We start from the raw sequence: 17,913 nt of genomic DNA, 5'->3' as shown, positions 1-17,913 counted from the left end.
GCCGGAACTATTTACATCTAACATGGTGGGGTTCCCGAAATGGTCGGTATTATCCGATTTGCTGACGATCTGTCGGCATGGTTCGGCAAGGCGTTCGCCTGGCTGATTGTTCTGATGGCCTTTGGCACCGGCTGGAGCGTGTTCTCGCGCTATGTGCTGAACCATCCTCCGGCCTGGTCGCTTGATGTGTCGTTTATCGGCTATGGCGCGCTATTCATGATGGGGGGCGCCTATACCCTGTCGCGCGGCGGCCATGTACGGGGCGATTTCATCTATCGCCTGTGGCAGCCCAGAACCCAAGCCAAGGTTGACCTGTTTCTTTACATCATCTTCTTCTTCCCCGGCGTGACAGCGCTGATCTTTTCGGGCTGGAAATATGCCTCGAAAAGCTGGGGCTACGGTGAGGTCTCGATCAACAGCCCCGCAGGCGTGCCGATCTATCAGTTCAAGATGGTGATGGTTGCTGCCGGTTTGTTACTGTTTATTCAAGGTATTGGCCAGATTTGCCGCTGCCTGCACTGCATCCGCCACAACTATTGGATCACGGCCAATGAGGACGTGTTCGAAACCGAGGAACTTCTTATGAAAAAGGCCGCAGAAGCCGAAACCGGGGGGCATGTATGACCGATCCGCAAATTGCGATCATGATGTTGGGTCTCTTCATCGTGATCGTGTTCCTTGGCTTCCCAATCGCATTCACCTTGATGGCGATGGGTATTGGCTTTGGCTACTACGCCTATTTCGACGCATCGCGGATGTGGCGCGCTTTTGATCGTTTGGACGAGACCGCAAGCTGGTGGGAAAGCACCTCGCAATGGGTCAACGGGTTTTTCAACAATCGAATATTCGATTTGTTTATCAACCAGACCTATTCGGTGATGTCGAACGAAGTGCTGACTGCGATCCCCTTGTTCTTGTTCATGGGCTATATCGTTGAACGCGCCAATATCGTCGACCGTCTGTTCACCACGCTGAACATCGCCTCTAAGAACGTTCCGGGCTCGATGGGTGTGGCTGCGCTGTTCACCTGCGCCTTGTTTGCAACAGCGACGGGCATCGTTGGCGCCGTTGTGACCTTGATGGGCCTTTTGGCCCTGCCGGCGATGTTGAAAGCCCGCTACGACCCCTCTTTTGCGGCAGGGATCATCTGCGCGGGCGGCACGCTGGGGATTCTGATCCCGCCGTCGATCATGTTGATCGTTTATGCGGCAGCATCGGGTGTCTCGATCGTCAAGCTTTATGTCGGCGCTTTGCTGCCCGGCCTGACGCTGGTTGGCCTTTATCTTGTCTATATCATCGGTCGCTCGATCCTTCAGCCGTCGGTCGCTCCGCGTCCAACGGATGAGGAAGTGCCCGATGTGCCGCGCGGCAAGTTGCTGATGATGATCATGACCTCGTTCTTCCCATTGGCGTTCTTGATCCTGTCGGTGCTTGGTTCGATCTTGTTTGGTTTGGCGACACCTTCCGAAGCGGCTTCGATTGGCGCGCTTGGCGGCATGTTCCTGGCCTTTGCTTACAAGGCGATGACATGGCAGCGGATGCGCGAAAGCGTCTATCTGACGGTGCGCACAACCGCGATGGTGTGCTGGCTGTTCGTGGGCTCTTACACCTTTAGCTCGGTGTTCAGTTACTTGGGCGGCGAACAGGTGGTGTCGAACTTTGTCACCGGTCTGAACCTGTCTCCGCTGGAATTCCTGTTGGTGGCGCAGCTGATCATCTTCTTGCTGGGCTGGCCGTTGGAATGGTCCGAGATTATCATTATCTTCGTGCCAATCTTCCTGCCTTTGTTGCCGCATTTTGGCATCGATCCGCTGTTCTTCGGCATCCTTGTGGCGCTGAACCTGCAAACGTCCTTCCTTACTCCGCCGATGGCCATGTCTGCCTACTATTTAAAAGGCATTGCCCCGCCAGAGCTGAAGCTGACGCAAATCTTCAGCGGCGTGATGCCTTTCTTGGGCTGCGTCTTCTTGTGCATGCTTTTGATGTACATGTTCCCCGAGATCGTCTTCTACCTGCCGCGTGTGCTTTATGGCAGCTAATCCCGTTAAACAGACCCCGCCGCGTGCGGTGGGGTCTGTGCCTATTGTGGCGCTCTCGGCGCTTGAACTGCGCGACCGCATTGCCTCGGGCGAGCTGCGCGCAGAGCAAGTGGCCGAAGCCTATCTAGAACAGATCCGTCTGCGCGAACCGCAAGTGCAGGCCTTTGCGTGGCATGACCCTGCCTATGTGATGTATCAGGCCACCGAAGCCGACCGCTTTCGTGGCGCGGGCCGCCCGATTGGGCCGCTGCACGGGGTGCCGATTGCGCTGAAAGACATTATCGACACCGCGCGCATTCCGACCGAAAACGGCGCAGCACTCGACAAAGGCCGGGTGCCGTCGAAAGACGCGGTGATTGTGGCGCGGCTGAAACAGGCCGGCGCGATTATCCTAGGCAAGACCGTGACGACCGAGCTTGCCTTTCTTGCCCCCGGTGTCACCACCAACCCCGTAAACGCCGCCCATACGCCCGGAGGGTCTTCGCAGGGCTCTGCCGCGGCGGTTGCGGCCTTTATGGCACCGCTTGCGGTTGGCACGCAGACCGGCGGGTCGATCATTCGGCCAGCGTCGTTTTGCGGTGTGGTTGGGTTTAAACCGACCTTTGGCGCGATTGCGCGCACTGGCATTCTGCCGCAGTCGCAAACCTTGGATACGGTTGGGGTTTTTGCCCGCAGTGCCGCGGATGCAGCCCTGCTGGCCGAGGTGCTTTACGGGGCCGATGCCGGCGATCCGCAGTCGGTGGCAGGGCCGTTCCCGCGCCTGTTGGATCTGACTCTGACGCCGCCGCCTGTGGCACCGACGTTTGCGTTTTTGCGCCCCATTGGCTGGGATCAGGCCGATCCGCAGCTGCATGCAGCCTTTGCCGAGCTGACCGAGGCCTTGGGTGAGCGTTGCTTTGAGATCGAGCTGCCCGAAGATTTCGCCCGTGGCAATGCCATGCGCGAGGTGATCAATTTTGCCGAAATGGCGCGGGCCTATTATCGCTATGGCCAAGCCTCTGATCTGCTGGCACCCGAAACGCTCGAGGCGCTGAAAAAGGGCAATGCCACGATGGCGCGCGATTATCTGGCGGCGCTGGATTGGCAGCGGGTGTTGTCAGGCGGCTTGGATAAGGTGTTCGAGAGGGCCGACGTCATTCTGACGCCTGCCGCTTTGGGGCCTGCGCCTGCGGGTCTTGCCAGCACCGGCAGTGCTGTTTTCAACGGGCTGTGGAGCCTTTTGGGCACGCCTGCGGTGACGGTGCCGCTGTTCGAGTCAGAAGAAGGTTTGCCGATGGGGGTGCAGCTTGTCGCCGCCCGTCACATGGATGGCCGCTTGCTGCGGTCTGCGCGGTGGTTGACAGAATGGGCACAAGCCCCTGAGGGAGGGAATTGAGATGAAAAAACTGATGGCTTTCGCGGCACTTGCGACGCTTGTTGGCTTCTTGGGCATTCTGGGGTTTCGGGTGCCAACGCTCGATTTGGTGATGGTTTTGGTGCTGACCTTGGGTCTGGCGGGCTATGATATGGTCACCTCGGCCAAGCGCGACAGCGAATAAGACTTTGGCCGCCTCTCCGCGAGATGCGGGGCAGGCGGCCAGCTTTTTCAGCGGTTTAACCTAGGTTGATGATGATCTTGCCGGGGTTTTCGGCCGCTTTCAGCGCGCGAAACGCCTCTGCCGCCTGCGCCAGCGGATAGCGCCCCGCGATGATTGGGCGAATGCCCAAAGCGCCAATCGCCTGCATCATGGTTTCCATCATCGCCCGCGATCCGACAACGATCCCCTCCATGCGAATTTTTGGCCCGATGATCTGGCGGATGCTGACCGTGGCCTCGGTGCCGCCCACAAAGCCGATGATGCCGACAAAGCCGTTAAAGGCGCAGGCGTCCAAAGACTGTGACAGCGTGTGGCCGGTCGTCTCGACCACGATCTCGACGCCCTTGCCGCCGGTGGCCGCGCGCACCGCCGCAGCCCAGTTCGGCGTCTCGCGGTAGTTCACCACATGATCAGCGCCCATGGCCCGCAGCATCTCGGCCTTTTCCGGGGTCGAGGTCAGCGCCACAACCCGCGCGCCCAAGGCCTTGGCAAATTGCAGCGCAAACAGCGCCACGCCGCCGGTGCCTTGCGTCAGCACGGTCTTGCCCGCAGCCACACCTCCGGTTTGCAGGCAGTGCCAAGCGGTCAGCGCTGCAATCGGCATGGTGGCGGCCTCTTCATCACTTAGGCCCGCAGGCGCTGCAACGGCGTCTTCGGCGGGCACCGCGACATAGTCTTGCAACACCCCCGTCATCGGCGCGCCAAGCGTTTTGGTTTTGCGCTGTTCTTGCGTCAAAAGCCCGTCGCGCCAGCCTTGGATATAGCAAGGGATCACCCGATCGCCGAGCGCAAAGCGCGTCACGCCTTCTCCCAGCTCGACCACCGTGCCAACGCAATCCGAGGCCGGCACATAGGGCAGGGCAAGGTCTGGAAAATAGGCCCCCGTCACAATCGACAGATCGCGGTAGTTCAGGCTGGCGGCAATCACCTTCAGCACGATCTCGCCCGGTTTCGCGCGCGGGCGTGGCACCTGCGCCATCTGAAGCGCGTTGATTGAAAAGGCCGTCGCCTGCATCGCGTTCATCTGATCTGGGGCTTTGGTCATGGTCTTTGGTCCTATCTGGGGTTAGGCGGCGTGGCCTGCCTGAGTGCGCGACAGCGTGGCAAGAAGATCGGCGAAACGGTCGCCTTGGATCGAGACATGGCCGCGCATTGCGGCGGCGGCGGCGTTCGAATCACCCGATTTGATCGCAGTGACGATGGTTTCATGTTCCTCAAGCGAGGAAGACATCCGATCGCGCGCGCGCAATTGCAGGCGACGGTAGGCTTGCAGCCGTTTTTGCAGCCGATCAATCTCGCCATGCAAAAAGCCGTTGCCGCCGATGCTGCGGATGGCTGCGTGAAATTCTTCATTGGCATAGTAATAAGCATCACTGTCGCCAGAGCCTGCGGCCTGCGCGCAGGCGCGGTGCAGCGCTGTCAGCTCTTGCACATCCAAAGCCGTGGCGCGGCGGGCGCAGTTGCGGGCACAAAGCGATTCAAGTTCGGCAATAACTTCAAACATTTCGCTAAGTTTTTGCGGCCCCACCTCGGCTGCAAAAGCGCCGCGGCGCGGGATATGTTCGACAAGCCCTGTGGCTGCCAGTTGAAACAGCGCCTGCCGGATCGGGGTACGCGAGACGTTGAATTCATGCGCAAGGGCGGCTTCGTCCAACCGCTCGCCGGGGCGGATCATGCCGGTCAGAATGCGGTCTTCAAGGGCGTCGCGCAGGCTTGTTTCAGGTTTTTTCATGATCGCTTCGTCTCCTGTCCCCTCTGCTTATCGCAGGACTTGCGATACCAAAAGGAAATTCTTGTATACAATTTGTTTGCGCTGGAACACATGCAGTGTTACCGATTTCGGGGAGCCGGCATTTCTGGAGGGGAGCATCGGCTGTCTTTTTGTTCTTGGGAGGGAACCACTATGAAATTTTCTAGCCTTGCGATTGCGGTCGCGGTCTCGTCTTCGCTGCTGTCGTCGGCGGCCTTTTCGGAAACCTTGAAACTGAGCCACCAGTGGTCTGAAGGCGATGTGCGCCATCAGGTTGCGCAGATGGTGGCCGATGATGTGGCAGCGGCTGGCGTCGATCTGCAAATCCAGATTTTTCCAAACCAAACCCTGTTCAAAGCCCGCGAGCAATACACGCCGCTGTCGCGTGGCCAGTTGGATATGACCGTGCTGCCGCTCAGCTATGCGGGCGGCCAACAGCCTGCCTATAACCTGACGCTGATGCCAGGCCTGGTGAAAAACCACGACCACGGCAACCGCCTGTCGCATTCGCCCTTCATGGATGAAGTGCAAAAGATCATGGCGGGCGATGATGTGATCACGCTGGTGCATGGCTATCTGGCGGGGGGCTTTGGTTCGAACAAAGGCTGCATCACCAAGCCTGCTGATGTTGCCGGGATCAGCATTCGTGCGGCTGGCAAATCCTTCGAGCAGATGCTGGCCGGTGCTGGCGCGTCGATTTCGTCGATGGCCTCGTCCGAGATTTACCCAGCGCTGCAAACCGGCGTGCTGGATGCGACCAACACCTCGTCGGAAAGCTTTGTCAGCTACCGCCTTTACGAACAGCTTAAGTGCTATACCCCCGCTGGCGAATATGCGCTTTGGTTCATGTATCAGCCGATGCTGATGAACAAAACGACCTTCGAGGCCCTGAACCAAGCCCAGCAAGACGCTTTGATGGCAGCCTCGGCTAAGGCCGAAGCCTTTTATCTCGAGCAAGCAAAACTTGGTGATGAGGTTGCTGCCAAAGCGTTTTCGGATGCGGGTGTCGAGCTTGCTCAGATGACGGAAGCCGATTTCAACGCATGGCGTGATCTGGCGAAAACCACATCTTATCCGGCTTTTGTGGCAGAAACGCCGGACGGTCAGCGTCTGCTTGATCTGGCGCTGTCGGTAGAATGATCGGATGCGGCGGCGGATCACACCGCCGCCGCTTTTCTGCCCCCCGCCGATTTTCTGCCCGCAGAGGCCCGCTGGCCCATTTCCCGCCAATCCTTCTATTGATGGACGTCAAATGCCCCTTCTCATTCGGGTTATTCATGCAATTTCGACTCTTTGCGGCGTGATCGCCTCTTTGATGATTTTTGCGTCGGTTTTGATCACTTGTCAGATGATCTTTGTCCGTTCGGTGTTGAACCAATCCACCATCTGGCAAACCGAGGTGGTGATCTATCTGATGATCGCGGCCACCTTGATCGGGTTGCCCTATGTGCAAAAGCTGCGCGGCCATGTTGGCGTTGATCTGCTGCCAACGCTGTTGCCGCAGCGGATGCGGCGCGGGCTTGCGGCGCTTACGCTTTTGGTCACCGCAGGCATGGTGGCAATCATGCTGTGGCACGGCTGGGATATGTGGCATCTGGCATGGGCGCGAAACTGGAAGTCTGAGACCGTGATGTCCTTCCCGCTTTGGGTGCCTTATCTGGCCGTGCCGCTGGGCTTTGGGCTGTTCTTGGTGCAGGTGCTGGGCGATCTGTGGATGACACTTACCAACACAAGCCTCGATAGCTCTGGCATGCCTGTTGTTGACACCCCCCTCGCTTCAAAGGACATCTGATGGACCCGCTTGCACTTGGCGGCCTTGTCGCCCTTTCCACTGTTATCATTCTGTTCTCGGGCGTTTCTGTCGGGGTTGGGCTGCTGATTGTCGCCACCTTTTTCATGTATGTGTTTGATGGGCCGCGCAGCCTGCAAGCGCTGCCGGAACTGTTCTACGGCGATCTGAATTCCTTTGCGTTGCTGTCGATTCCGATGTTCATCATCATGGGATCGGCGATTTCCTCCACCCGTGCCGGCCCCGATCTTTACGAGGCGCTGGAGCGCTGGCTGACCAAAGTGCCGGGCGGGCTGGTGGTGTCAAACCTTGGTGCCTGTGCGCTGTTTGCGGCGATGTCGGGGTCTTCACCTGCCACCTGCGCCGCAATCGGCAAGATGGGCATCCCCGAGATGCGCAAGCGCGGCTATCCCGACGAGGTCGCCGCAGGTTCCATTGCCGCCGGCGGCACCTTGGGGATTTTGATCCCGCCATCGGTGACGATGATCGTCTACGGTATTGCCACCGAAACCAGCATCGGGCGTCTGTTTCTGGCGGGAGTGATGCCGGGGATTTTGCTGGTGTCTTTGTTCATCGCTTGGGCCATTTTTGACACATGGCGGCGTGGGGCTGCTGGCGTGGCGCTGTCGGGTATTAACTACAGCTGGAAAGAGCGGTTCGAGATTTTGCCGCGCGTGCTGCCCTTCGTCGTGATTATCCTTGGCGTGCTGTATGCGCTTTATGGCGGCATCGCGACGCCTTCGGAAACCGCGGCGGTGGGGGCGCTGTTCTGCATCGTGGTGGCGATTGTGGTCTACCGCATGGTGCAACCGGCAGCCCTTTGGGTGGTGCTGCGCGATTCCACGCGTGAAAGCGTGATGATCTTGTTCATCATCGGCGCGGCTGGGGTGTTTTCCTATATGCTGTCATCGCTGTTTGTCACCCAATCGGTGGCGGGCTGGATTGCCGAGCTGGACGTCAACCGTTGGGTTTTGATGGGGATTATCAACCTGTTTCTGCTGGTTGCAGGCTTTTTCTTGCCGCCGGTGGCAGTGATCTTGATGTCAGCGCCGATCCTTTTGCCGATCATCACAGCCGCTGGCTTTGACCCCTATTGGTTTGCGGTGATCGTGACGATCAATATGGAAATCGGTCTGATCACCCCGCCGGTCGGCCTGAACCTTTACGTCATCAACGGCATTGCGCCCGATATTTCGCTGCGCAAAATCCTTGTGGGCTCGATGCCGTTTGTACTGTGCATGGTGTTGGCAATTGCGATTTTGTCGGCCTTCCCGGGGATCGTGACATGGTTGCCCGACACCATTATGGGGCCGGAGATGGTGCGATGAATATCGCGCGTAATCTGCTGAACGATCTTGCGCTGCGCATCACCGAAGTCGGGCGTGGGTTGATCAGCGCACCCCAAGAAAAGTCGATCGCCGAGCTTTGTGAAAGCCTGCTGAGCGGGCGCGGCGAGGCGACGGGGCTTGCCACCGCAAGTGCGATCTTCGAGCGCTATGCGCAGCTGTCCAAGGCCAAAAAGCTGGCGTTTTTCCTGATGCTGAAGGATCAATTCAGCGTCGATAAGCCAAAGCTGGATGCGGCCTTGGCAAAATGGGATGGCGCCACCGGCACGGGGCTGCGCCAGTTGCACGCAGCATCCGAACCGCGGTCGCAAGAGATGATCCGCAGGCTGAACCGTGCCCCCGGTGGCACGCGCAAGCTGGTGTCGATGCGGCAAGATTTGCTGCAATTTGTCGCCGAAGATGCCAGCCTCAAGGGCTTGGATAGCGATTTCCAGCATCTGTTTTCGTCATGGTTCAACCGTGGCTTTCTGGATTTGCAGCGCATTGACTGGTCAACGCCTGCGGCAATTTTGGAAAAGATCATCCGCTATGAGGCCGTGCATGAAATCGCCGGATGGGACGATCTACGCCGCCGCGTGGCAGCCCCCGACCGCAGGCTTTACGCGTTTTTCCATCCAGCGCTGGCAGATGATCCGCTGATCTTTGTCGAAGTGGCGCTGAACGAAAGCATTCCGGGCAATATCGGCGCCATTCTTGCCGCAGACCGCCCCAGCTTGGACCCGAAAAAGGCCCAGACGGCGGTGTTTTATTCGATCTCGAATTGTCAGGAAGGTCTGCGCGGGATTTCCTTTGGCAATTTTCTGATCAAACAAGTGGTGGAAGAATTGCGCCGCGAGTTTTCGGCGCTGAACGCCTTTGTCACGCTGTCGCCGGTGCCGGGCCTGCGCAAATGGGCGTTGCAGCAACAGGCGGCGGGCAGTCTGCCCGAGCGTCTGGCCAAGATCGTCGAAGCGGCAGAGAAAAGCGAGACCCGCAGCGGCCTTGCCGAGCTGTGCGCGCATTACATGCTGGTGGCGCGGGCCTCGAATGGGGCGGCGACGGACCCCGTGGCGCGGTTTCACCTTGGCAATGGCGCAAGGCTTGAAAAGATCCACGAAAACGCCGATGCAAGCGCGCGGGGGCAAAAGGCCTCTTGGGGGGTGATGGTGAACTATCTTTACGATCTGCAAACCATCGAGCGCAATCACGAAGCCTATACCAACGCAAACGATGTCATCGCCTCGGTGGTGGTGCAAAAACTTCTGAAATCAAGCTAGTCAGGACGACCAATGTATCAGGGAAACACTCTGGCCCAAGCCCTTCGCGCAGCCTCTGTGGGGCGCGAAGAGGCTACCTTTGCCATCGATCAGGACAGCCAGCAAAGCATTTCCTATGGCGCGCTGTGGAACGAGGCCGAGCGGATCGCCAGCGCGCTGGTGGCTTTGGGCGTGCAGCCGCAAGATCGGGTGGCGGTGCAGATTGAAAAGTCGGTTACAGCGATTGCGCTTTATCTGGGCACGGTGCTGTGCGGCGCCATTCATCTGCCGCTGAACACCGCCTATACTTCGGCCGAGGTGTCGTATTTTCTAACTGACGCCAGCCCAAGGGTGTTTGTAGGCGACCCTGCCAAGCTTGCAGCCCTGACGCCGGTGGCGCAGGCTGCGGGCGTGCAATGCGTGCTCAGCTTGGATGCGCAGGGTGCGGGCAGTTTGTCGGATGCGGCGGCTAAGGTTGCCCCCATTGCCCAAGCTGTGGCGCGTGGGCCTGATGATCTTGCAGCTTTTCTTTATACCTCGGGCACCACGGGCCGCTCAAAGGGGGCGATGCTGACGCATGGCAACCTGACCTCGAACGCCGAGGCGCTGCGCGATCTGTGGCAGTTCACCGCGCAAGATGTGCTGATCCACGCCTTGCCGATCTTCCACACCCATGGGCTGTTTGTGGCGCTGAATGTCACACTTTTGGCGGGGGGGGCGGTTGCGCTGCATCGCGGCTTTAACCCTGAAAAGATCTTGGCGAATTTCGCCACGGCCACCACCATGATGGGGGTGCCAACCTTTTACACCCGCCTGCTGGGCCAACCGGGCCTGACGCCCGAAGCCGCGCGCCACATGCGGCTGTTCATCTCGGGCTCTGCCCCGATGCTGACCGACACCCACGCGCAATGGAAGGCCGCGACCGGCCAGCAGATTTTGGAACGCTACGGCATGACCGAAACCTGCATGAACACCTCGAACCCCTATGTGGGGGCGCGCAAGGCTGGCACGGTTGGCCTGCCGCTGCCGGGGGTCGAGGTGCGTCTGGTCGATGGCGCGGGCCAGACCTGCGCGCAGGGCGAAGTTGGCGGCATCGAGGTGCGCGGGCCCAATCTGTTCAAGGGCTATTGGAACATGCCAGAAAAAACCGCCGAAGACATGCGCCCCGAGGGCTGGTTTGCCACCGGTGATCTTGGGCAGATGGATGAGGACGGCTATTTCACCATCGTTGGGCGTTCAAAGGATCTGATCATCGCGGGGGGCTATAATATTTACCCCAAAGAGATCGAGGTTCTGATTGATGCCGTGCAAGGCGTGGTCGAAAGCGCTGCTTTTGGCGTGCCGCATCCTGATTTTGGCGAAAGCGTCGCGGTTGCGGTGGTGCGCGCCGAAGGCTCTGATCTGACAGCCGAGCAGATCTTGGCGCAGATCGGCCCAGAGCTTGCGCGCTTTAAACACCCGCATCATATTCGTTTTGTCACCGCTTTGCCGCGCAACACCATGGGCAAAGTACAGAAAAACGAACTGCGCCGCGCCTTTACCGCCTAGGCTTCCGCGATGTTGGGCGGCCAGAATGCCCGTTTTGGGGCTGGCTGGCCGCTTAAGGTTTTTGCTGCGCTGCCTTAGGCGATGACAACTTCGGTGGACCAAGTCTGACAATCTTGCACCAAAGCGTCACTGAGCGCAGCATCAGTGAACAGCAGATCGACATCCTTAAGCGAGCAGATCGTCATCGGGGCTTTGCGTTCGAATTTTAAATGATCGGCCACCACCATCACCACGCGCGAACGCTTGATTGCGGTGCTGCTGACCATCACCTCTTGGCCGTCAAAATCCAGCAAATCGCCATCTGCATCAATCGCCGAGCATCCCAGAACCGAATAATCAAATTTGAATTGCTTGACCATTTCAACCGTCAGTCCGCCCACGATACCGCCATCCGATCGGCGCAAGACCCCGCCCGCCAGAATGATCTCGCAGCTTTTGTTGGCGGCTAAGATATTGGCAATGTTCAAATTATTTGTCACAATCAGCAGGTTTTCATGGTCGAGCAACTCTTGCGCCACGGCCTCGGTGCTGGTGCCGATGTTCATGAAGACCGAAGCGCCATCCGGGATCGTTTGCGCGCATTTTTGCGCGATGGCTTTCTTGCCGGCCTCGTTCAGCCGACGCCGTTCTTTGTAAAGAATATTCACCACACCCGAGGGCACCACCGCGCCGCCATGCACGCGCTCTAGTCGCCCACTTTCGGCCAGATCGGCCAAATCGCGGCGGATTGTTTGCACCGTGACGCCGTAGCTTTCGGCAAGATCGTCCACCGTGACCTTGCCGTCTTTGCGGGCAAGTTCAAGGATTTCGCGCTGTCTGAAATTTGAGGCCACGGCCTGCTCCAGTCTTCTTTGCCGTCTGATCTGCGCGGACCAAGCCGCTCTTCTAACAAGCAACACTCGCGTCGGGGCGTCAAGCCTTGGATGGACCTGAAGCGGTCTGCGATGGCAAAAACGAAGCCAATTCACATAAAATTGCTTCTATTTCAGAGGTTTGAACAAAAGCGAACATAAACGAACATTCGTTGTTGATTTCTGGCGTGCTTTGCTGTTGACTGCCCTAACGTCAAAAGTCGAAGGGCTTCGGCGGAAGAGTGAATGCGGGGAGGCTTCATTGGGTCAGCGTGAACATCACGACAGCGTCGACGTTTTTGTCATCGGTGGTGGCATCAACGGGTGTGGAATTGCGCGTGATGCGGCGGGGCGCGGGCTGCGCGTGGCTTTGGCTGAAATGAATGACCTTGCCTCGGCGACCTCTTCGGCCTCGACCAAATTGTTTCACGGCGGGTTGCGCTATCTGGAATATTGGGAAGTGCGTCTGGTGCGCGAAGCGCTGATCGAGCGCGAAACGCTGCTGACTGCGATGCCGCATATTTCTTGGCCGATGCGATTTGTGCTGCCTTATCATAAAGATATGCGGTTCGAAGGTGATACGCCGACCTCCAAGGTTTTGGGCGTGCTGATGCCTTGGATGCGCGGGCGCAGGCCGGCTTGGCTGATCCGCTTTGGCCTGTTTTTGTATGACCATCTGGGCGGGCGGAAAATTCTGCCGCCGACCCGTACGCTGGATCTGACCACAGATCCCGCAGGGCGGGCGCTGCAAGACAAGTTCAAGCATGCCTTTGAATATTCCGATTGCTGGATCGAGGATTCGCGGCTGGTTGTGCTGAATGCCCGCGACGCAGAGGCGCGCGGCGCGCAGATCAATGTGCAAACCAAAGTGATCTCGGCCCACCGCGCGGCTGACCATTGGGAAGTGACAGTTCAGGACCGCGAGACCGAAGCCAGCCGGGTGATCCGCGCCAAAATGTTGGTGAATGCCGGTGGGCCTTGGGTTGGCGACATCATTCACAACACGGTGCGGCTGAATTCAACCGAAGGCGTGCGTCTGGTGCGCGGCAGCCATATCGTGACGAAAAAGCTGTTCGATCACGACAAATGCTATTTCTTTCAAGGCACTGACGGGCGCATCATTTTCGCCATTCCCTATGAGACCGATTTTACCCTGATCGGCACCACAGATGCCGAACAGGCCGATCCCTCGATCAAGCCTATCTGCACGCCCGAGGAGGAGGACTATCTTTGTGCCTTTGCCTCGCAGTATTTCAAAAAGCCGATCACTCCGGCTGATATCGTCTGGAGCTATTCCGGCGTGCGCCCGCTTTATGATGACGGCGCAAGTTCGGCGACGGCTGCGACCCGCGACTATACGCTGAAGGTCGATACCACCGGTGGCGCGCCGATGCTGAACGTCTTTGGCGGTAAAATCACCACCTATCGGCGGCTGGCCGAGCATGCCTTGGATAAGATCATGCCGTTTTTCGGTGCGCCCTCCAAGGCTTGGACCGCTGGCGTGGCTTTGCCGGGTGGCGATTTCCTTGTGGGAGATGTCGCGCGGTTGATTGCCGAAGTGCAGGCGAAATATGGTTTTCTGTCAGAGGCTTGGGCGCAGCGCCTGATCCGCGGCTATGGCACTGAGGCGGTGCAGATTTTGGGCGATGCCAAGACAGCCGCCGATCTGGGGCAAGACTTTGGCGCGACGCTAACTGCGCGCGAAGTCGATTGGCTGATGCAAAAGGAATTCGCGCGCGTGGCCGAAGATGTTGTGTGGCGGCGCACAAAACTGGGGCTGCGCTTAAGCCCCGAGCAGATCGCGACATTGGATGCTTGGATGAAGGCCCAAGGGGTCAAACGCCAGATTTCGGCAGCGGAATAGGGCGGGGAGAGACAGAATGACACTGGTATTCGAGGGCGTCTCGAAGGTCGTAAACGGCCAGACGCATATCTATAAAACCGATTTGACGCTGCAAAACGGCACGATGAACGTGCTGCTGGGGCAAACCTCTTCGGGCAAGACCTCGCTGATGCGGCTGATGGCGGGGCTGGATGTGCCAAACACCGGCCGGGTGTTTTGGAACGGCAAGGATGTCACCGGCATGCGGGTGCAAGATCGCAAGGTGGCGATGGTCTATCAGCAGTTCATCAACTATCCCAGCATGAGCGTTTACGACAATATCGCCTCGCCCTTGCGGCTGATGGGCAAGACCAAGGCCGAGATTGACGCCGCCGTTCACAAGGCCGCCGATCTGATGCAGCTGGGCCCGATGTTGCAGCGCAAACCGCTGGAATTATCGGGCGGCCAGCAGCAACGCTGCGCTTTGGCGCGGGCCTTGGTGAAGGACGCGGGCCTTGTTTTGTTGGACGAACCCTTGGCGAACCTTGACTATAAGCTGCGCGAAGAATTGCGCGCCGAGATTCCGAAGATCTTTGAAGAAGCAGGCTCGATCTTTGTCTATGCCACAACCGAACCTGAAGAGGCGCTGTTGCTGGGCGGCAATACTGCCACGCTTTGGGAAGGCCGCGTCACCCAATTTGGCCTGACGCCGCAGGTGTACCGCAAGCCCGTCAACGCTGTGACCGCGCGGGTGTTCAGCGATCCGCCGATGAACTTTGTGCAGATGGTGGCATCGGGGGGGCGCATGGATTTCGGCAATGGCGTGACGGCGGCCAATGCTGGCCTGCCAAATGGCCAATATCTGGCAGGCTTTCGCCCGAACCATCTGGCGCTAGAACCGCAATCCAAGGCCAGTCTAGAGTTTACCGCGCGGCTTTCGGTGACCGAGATCACCGGGTCCGAGACCTTTGTGCATCTGGAACATATGGGTGCGCGCTGGGTCGGGCTGATCCACGGCGTGCGGAATTTGGCGCTTGGGCAAGATATCAAAGTCTATCTCGACCCCGCTCATATCTATATTTTCGCGCAGGATGGCCAATTGGTCGCCGCTGCGCCCTATGCGGAGGCCGCGTAACATGGCGAAAATCACGCTTGATAATCTGGCGCATTCCTATGTCAAAAACCCGCAATCCGAAGATGATTTTGCGCTGAAAGAGCTGAACAACGATTGGACCGATGGCGAGGCCTATGCGCTTTTGGGGGCCTCGGGCTGCGGCAAATCTACCTTGCTGAACATCATCTCGGGCCTGTTGCAGCCTTCGCAGGGGCGGATTTTGTTCAATGGCCAAGACGTCACCAATCAGCCCACAGCCGAGCGCAACATCGCGCAAGTGTTTCAATTTCCAGTGGTTTATGACACGATGACGGTGCATGACAATCTGGCGTTTCCGCTGCGCAACCGGGGGGCCGAACCGGCCTATATCGCCGCGCGGGTGCAGCAGATTGCCAAGATGATCGGCATGGAAGACATGCTGACCAAAAAGGCCCGCGGGTTGACCGCGGATATCAAGCAAAAGATCAGCCTTGGCCGCGGCATGGTGCGCGAGGATGTCAACGCCTTGCTGTTTGACGAGCCGCTGACCGTGATCGACCCGCATATGAAGTGGGAATTGCGCACGCAGTTGAAATCGCTGCACCACGAGTTTGGCCATACGATGATTTACGTCACGCATGATCAGACCGAGGCGCTGACCTTCGCCGATAAGGTGGTGGTGATGTATGATGGCCGTGTTGTGCAAATCGGCACGCCGCAAGAGCTGTTTGAACGCCCCGCGCATACCTTTGTTGGCTATTTCATCGGCTCGCCGGGGATGAATGTGATTGACGCGCAGATCAACGGCACTTTGGCTTTGGTGGCGGGGGTGCAGATGGATCTGGCGGCGGGCTACGCGCCGCTTGATGGCAAAGTGCAGATCGGCGTGCGGCCCGAGTTCATTCACTTGGGCACGGGCAGCGCGGGCCTGCCGGTGCAGATCCGCCGCGTCGAGGATGTGGGCCGCCACAAGATCGTGCGGGCCAGCCTGAACGGCCAAGAGATCAATCTGATCGCCGCCGAGGGTGCCGAGATTTCAGCCGACATGAACCGCGTCGTTTTTGATCCGGCTGGGATCAATGTCTATCGCAATGATTGGCGCGTCGCGCCGCAAGACAAGGCCGCATGATGAATAAGACAGTCAATCAAAAAGCGTGGTTCTTGGTACTGCCGGTGCTGCTGCTGGTGGCGTTTTCTGCTGTTATCCCCTTGATGACAGTGGTGAATTATTCGGTGCAAGACACCTTTGGCCAGAACAAATTCTTTTGGGCGGGGCTCGAGTGGTTTCGCGACATGCTGCAATCGCAACGGATGTGGGATGCGCTGGGGCGGCAGGTGCTGTTCTCGGCAATCATTTTGGCGATCGAGGTGCCTTTGGGGATCTTCGTTGCCCTGAACATGCCGAAAAAGGGCTTTTGGGCCTCGGTCTGTCTGGTGCTGATGTCGCTGCCGCTGCTGATCCCTTGGAACGTTGTTGGCACGATTTGGCAAATCTTTGGCCGCGTCGATATTGGGCTTTTGGGCTATACGCTGACCAAGCTGGGGATCGCCTATAACTACACCCAAGACAGTTTTGCCGCTTGGGTCACGGTGATTGCGATGGATGTTTGGCACTGGACCTCGCTTGTCGCTTTGCTGGCCTATGCCGGGCTGCAATCCATTCCCAACGCCTATTATCAAGCCGCCAAGATCGACCAAGCCAGCCGCTGGAACGTGTTTCGCTTTATCGAGCTGCCAAAGATGATGGGCGTGCTGATGATCGCCATTCTGCTGCGCTTCATGGACAGCTTTATGATCTACACCGAGCCCTTTGTGGTGACCGGCGGCGGGCCTGGCAATGCCACCACCTTCCTGTCGATTGACCTTGTGAAGATGGCGCTTGGCCAGTTTGACCTTGGCCCAGCAGCTGCGTTCAGCCTGATGTATTTCTTGGTTATCTTGCTGATTTCATGGGTGTTCTACACCGTTATGACCAATATCGACAAAAGGGATGGCCTGTGATGACCGACAGCACAATTGCCTTCAAGCCAAGCGCCAAAGCCCAAACCCGCGGCTTCAAGATCAATGGCGCAGCCGTGGTGATGGCGGTTTATATCCTGTTTCTGATGCTGCCGATCTATTGGTTGGTGAACATGAGCCTGAAGAGCAATACCGAGATTTTGGGCGAATTCTCACTGTGGCCGCGTGATCTGACCTTTGCCAATTACGCCACCATTCTGACAGACCCAAGCTGGTATATGGGCTATGTCAACAGCCTGATCTATGTGGTCATGAACATGGCGATCAGCCTGACCGTGGCGCTGCCGGCCGCCTATGCCTTTAGCCGCTATTCGTTTATGGGCGACAAGCATCTGTTCTTTTGGCTGCTGACCAACCGGATGGCGCCGCCTGCGGTCTTTGCGCTGCCGTTCTTTCAGCTTTATTCCAGCATCGGCCTGTTTGACACCCATATCGCCGTGGCGCTGGCGCATTGCCTGTTCAACGTGCCTTTGGCGGTTTGGATCTTGGAAGGCTTTATGCGCGGCGTGCCCAAAGAGATCGACGAGACCGCCTATATCGATGGCTATTCCTTTGGCCGCTTCTTCATCCAGATCTTTATGCCGCTGATCGCCAGTGGCATCGGGGTGGCAGCCTTCTTCTGCTTTATGTTTTCTTGGGTGGAGCTGCTGTTGTCGCGCACGCTGACGGCGGTGGCGGCCAAGTCAATTGCCTCGACGATGACGCGCACGGTGTCTGCAAGTGGCATGGATTGGGGCGTGCTGGCGGCGGCTGGCGTGCTGACGATCTTGCCCGGCGCCTTGGTCATCTACTTTGTCCGCAATTACATCGCCAAGGGCTTTGCCCTGGGCCGCGTATAAAAGGG

The 17,913-nt window shown here is 58.3% G+C and carries 17 protein-coding genes; 14 read left to right on the top strand and 3 right to left on the bottom strand.

From position 1 onward, the window contains the following. The first annotated feature begins 39 nt into the window (after nt 1–39). From V7Q10_RS08050 to V7Q10_RS08035, 4 genes are read left to right on the top strand one after another with little or no spacing between them, the layout of a single operon-like run. The gene (locus V7Q10_RS08050) at nt 40–624 is read left to right on the top strand and encodes a TRAP transporter small permease subunit (protein ID WP_333868559.1); all 585 of its coding nucleotides are present in this window, start codon (nt 40–42) and stop codon (nt 622–624) included. Next, nucleotides 621–2,039 (top strand): TRAP transporter large permease, encoded by a 1,419-nt coding sequence (locus tag V7Q10_RS08045; RefSeq protein ID WP_333868558.1) that lies wholly within the window; start codon nt 621–623, stop codon nt 2,037–2,039. Before V7Q10_RS08050 ends, V7Q10_RS08045 begins: the two co-directional genes overlap by 4 nt. After that, nucleotides 2,029–3,414 (top strand): amidase, encoded by a 1,386-nt coding sequence (locus V7Q10_RS08040; protein WP_333868557.1) that lies wholly within the window; start codon nt 2,029–2,031, stop codon nt 3,412–3,414. The genes V7Q10_RS08045 and V7Q10_RS08040 overlap by 11 nt, the downstream gene beginning before the upstream one ends. Nucleotide 3,415: 1 nt before the next feature. Then, the gene (locus V7Q10_RS08035; protein ID WP_333868556.1) at nt 3,416–3,577 is read left to right on the top strand and encodes a hypothetical protein; all 162 of its coding nucleotides are present in this window, start codon (nt 3,416–3,418) and stop codon (nt 3,575–3,577) included. Between the two features lie 55 nt (nt 3,578–3,632). Here V7Q10_RS08035 and V7Q10_RS08030 read toward each other — a convergent pair whose 3' ends face one another. Both V7Q10_RS08030 and V7Q10_RS08025 read right to left on the bottom strand, forming a co-directional pair. Then, entirely contained in the window at nt 3,633–4,661 is a 1,029-nt protein-coding gene (locus tag V7Q10_RS08030) for a zinc-dependent alcohol dehydrogenase family protein (RefSeq protein ID WP_333868555.1), read from the bottom strand. Nucleotides 4,662–4,682: 21 nt separating this feature from the next. Beyond that, complete coding sequence (locus V7Q10_RS08025; RefSeq protein ID WP_333868554.1) at nt 4,683–5,348, bottom strand: GntR family transcriptional regulator; 666 nt, start codon at nt 5,346–5,348, stop codon at nt 4,683–4,685. Nucleotides 5,349–5,519: 171 nt separating this feature from the next. Here V7Q10_RS08025 and dctP point away from each other — a divergent pair, with 171 nt between their 5' ends. The 5 genes from dctP (at nt 5,520) to V7Q10_RS08000 (ending at nt 11,284) form a co-directional block, all read left to right on the top strand. Beyond that, the gene (gene dctP / locus V7Q10_RS08020; protein ID WP_333868553.1) at nt 5,520–6,506 is read left to right on the top strand and encodes a TRAP transporter substrate-binding protein DctP; all 987 of its coding nucleotides are present in this window, start codon (nt 5,520–5,522) and stop codon (nt 6,504–6,506) included. 112 nt (nt 6,507–6,618) lie between these two features. Next, complete coding sequence (locus V7Q10_RS08015; protein ID WP_333868552.1) at nt 6,619–7,158, top strand: TRAP transporter small permease; 540 nt, start codon at nt 6,619–6,621, stop codon at nt 7,156–7,158. Then, the gene (locus V7Q10_RS08010; protein ID WP_333868551.1) at nt 7,158–8,483 is read left to right on the top strand and encodes a TRAP transporter large permease; all 1,326 of its coding nucleotides are present in this window, start codon (nt 7,158–7,160) and stop codon (nt 8,481–8,483) included. The genes V7Q10_RS08015 and V7Q10_RS08010 overlap by 1 nt, the downstream gene beginning before the upstream one ends. After that, nucleotides 8,480–9,757, top strand: a complete 1,278-nt coding sequence (locus V7Q10_RS08005; protein ID WP_333868550.1) for a malonyl-CoA decarboxylase — start codon at nt 8,480–8,482, stop codon at nt 9,755–9,757. Before V7Q10_RS08010 ends, V7Q10_RS08005 begins: the two co-directional genes overlap by 4 nt. A gap of 12 nt (nt 9,758–9,769) precedes the next feature. Then, entirely contained in the window at nt 9,770–11,284 is a 1,515-nt protein-coding gene (locus V7Q10_RS08000; protein ID WP_333868549.1) for a malonate--CoA ligase, read from the top strand. 74 nt (nt 11,285–11,358) lie between these two features. On the opposite strand, the gene V7Q10_RS07995 is transcribed toward V7Q10_RS08000, so the two are convergent. Further along, complete coding sequence (locus tag V7Q10_RS07995; protein ID WP_333868548.1) at nt 11,359–12,117, bottom strand: DeoR/GlpR family DNA-binding transcription regulator; 759 nt, start codon at nt 12,115–12,117, stop codon at nt 11,359–11,361. 280 nt (nt 12,118–12,397) lie between these two features. Between V7Q10_RS07995 and glpD the strand changes: the two genes are divergently transcribed. Genes glpD through V7Q10_RS07970 form a run of 5 tightly spaced genes read left to right on the top strand, consistent with a single transcriptional unit; the run spans nt 12,398 to nt 17,908 of the window. After that, nucleotides 12,398–13,999 carry a glycerol-3-phosphate dehydrogenase gene (gene glpD, locus V7Q10_RS07990; RefSeq protein ID WP_333868547.1) on the top strand — a complete coding sequence of 534 codons (1,602 nt, stop codon included), beginning with the start codon at nt 12,398–12,400 and terminating at the stop codon, nt 13,997–13,999. A gap of 16 nt (nt 14,000–14,015) precedes the next feature. Continuing rightward, nucleotides 14,016–15,092 carry an ABC transporter ATP-binding protein gene (locus V7Q10_RS07985; protein WP_333868546.1) on the top strand — a complete coding sequence of 359 codons (1,077 nt, stop codon included), beginning with the start codon at nt 14,016–14,018 and terminating at the stop codon, nt 15,090–15,092. 1 nt (nt 15,093) lies between these two features. Continuing rightward, nucleotides 15,094–16,179 carry an ABC transporter ATP-binding protein gene (locus tag V7Q10_RS07980; RefSeq protein ID WP_333868545.1) on the top strand — a complete coding sequence of 362 codons (1,086 nt, stop codon included), beginning with the start codon at nt 15,094–15,096 and terminating at the stop codon, nt 16,177–16,179. Beyond that, nucleotides 16,179–17,051 carry a carbohydrate ABC transporter permease gene (locus V7Q10_RS07975; protein ID WP_333868544.1) on the top strand — a complete coding sequence of 291 codons (873 nt, stop codon included), beginning with the start codon at nt 16,179–16,181 and terminating at the stop codon, nt 17,049–17,051. The genes V7Q10_RS07980 and V7Q10_RS07975 overlap by 1 nt, the downstream gene beginning before the upstream one ends. Then, complete coding sequence (locus V7Q10_RS07970; RefSeq protein ID WP_333868543.1) at nt 17,051–17,908, top strand: carbohydrate ABC transporter permease; 858 nt, start codon at nt 17,051–17,053, stop codon at nt 17,906–17,908. Before V7Q10_RS07975 ends, V7Q10_RS07970 begins: the two co-directional genes overlap by 1 nt. Nucleotides 17,909–17,913 lie beyond the last annotated feature (5 nt).

Source organism: Cypionkella sp. (assembly GCF_036782355.1).
Taxonomy (GTDB): Bacteria; Pseudomonadota; Alphaproteobacteria; order Rhodobacterales; family Rhodobacteraceae; genus Cypionkella.
The sequence above is the reverse complement of the archived record's forward strand: the minus strand, read 5'-3'. Positions and strand labels throughout refer to the sequence as shown.

What these genes read in the sequence shown, in the direction of transcription:
- V7Q10_RS07970 (WP_333868543.1), top strand. Translation starts at nt 17,051, where the DNA reads ATGACCGACAGCACAATTGCCTTCAAGCCAAGCGCCAAAGCCCAAACC.
- V7Q10_RS08045 (WP_333868558.1), top strand. Translation starts at nt 621, where the DNA reads ATGACCGATCCGCAAATTGCGATCATGATGTTGGGTCTCTTCATCGTG.
- dctP (WP_333868553.1), top strand. Translation starts at nt 5,520, where the DNA reads ATGAAATTTTCTAGCCTTGCGATTGCGGTCGCGGTCTCGTCTTCGCTG.
- V7Q10_RS08010 (WP_333868551.1), top strand. Translation starts at nt 7,158, where the DNA reads ATGGACCCGCTTGCACTTGGCGGCCTTGTCGCCCTTTCCACTGTTATC.
- V7Q10_RS08005 (WP_333868550.1), top strand. Translation starts at nt 8,480, where the DNA reads ATGAATATCGCGCGTAATCTGCTGAACGATCTTGCGCTGCGCATCACC.
- V7Q10_RS08050 (WP_333868559.1), top strand. Translation starts at nt 40, where the DNA reads ATGGTCGGTATTATCCGATTTGCTGACGATCTGTCGGCATGGTTCGGC.
- V7Q10_RS08040 (WP_333868557.1), top strand. Translation starts at nt 2,029, where the DNA reads ATGGCAGCTAATCCCGTTAAACAGACCCCGCCGCGTGCGGTGGGGTCT.
- V7Q10_RS08030 (WP_333868555.1), bottom strand. Translation starts at nt 4,661, where the DNA reads ATGACCAAAGCCCCAGATCAGATGAACGCGATGCAGGCGACGGCCTTT.
- V7Q10_RS08015 (WP_333868552.1), top strand. Translation starts at nt 6,619, where the DNA reads ATGCCCCTTCTCATTCGGGTTATTCATGCAATTTCGACTCTTTGCGGC.
- V7Q10_RS07980 (WP_333868545.1), top strand. Translation starts at nt 15,094, where the DNA reads ATGGCGAAAATCACGCTTGATAATCTGGCGCATTCCTATGTCAAAAAC.
- V7Q10_RS08025 (WP_333868554.1), bottom strand. Translation starts at nt 5,348, where the DNA reads ATGAAAAAACCTGAAACAAGCCTGCGCGACGCCCTTGAAGACCGCATT.
- V7Q10_RS08000 (WP_333868549.1), top strand. Translation starts at nt 9,770, where the DNA reads ATGTATCAGGGAAACACTCTGGCCCAAGCCCTTCGCGCAGCCTCTGTG.
- V7Q10_RS07975 (WP_333868544.1), top strand. Translation starts at nt 16,179, where the DNA reads ATGAATAAGACAGTCAATCAAAAAGCGTGGTTCTTGGTACTGCCGGTG.
- V7Q10_RS08035 (WP_333868556.1), top strand. Translation starts at nt 3,416, where the DNA reads ATGAAAAAACTGATGGCTTTCGCGGCACTTGCGACGCTTGTTGGCTTC.
- V7Q10_RS07985 (WP_333868546.1), top strand. Translation starts at nt 14,016, where the DNA reads ATGACACTGGTATTCGAGGGCGTCTCGAAGGTCGTAAACGGCCAGACG.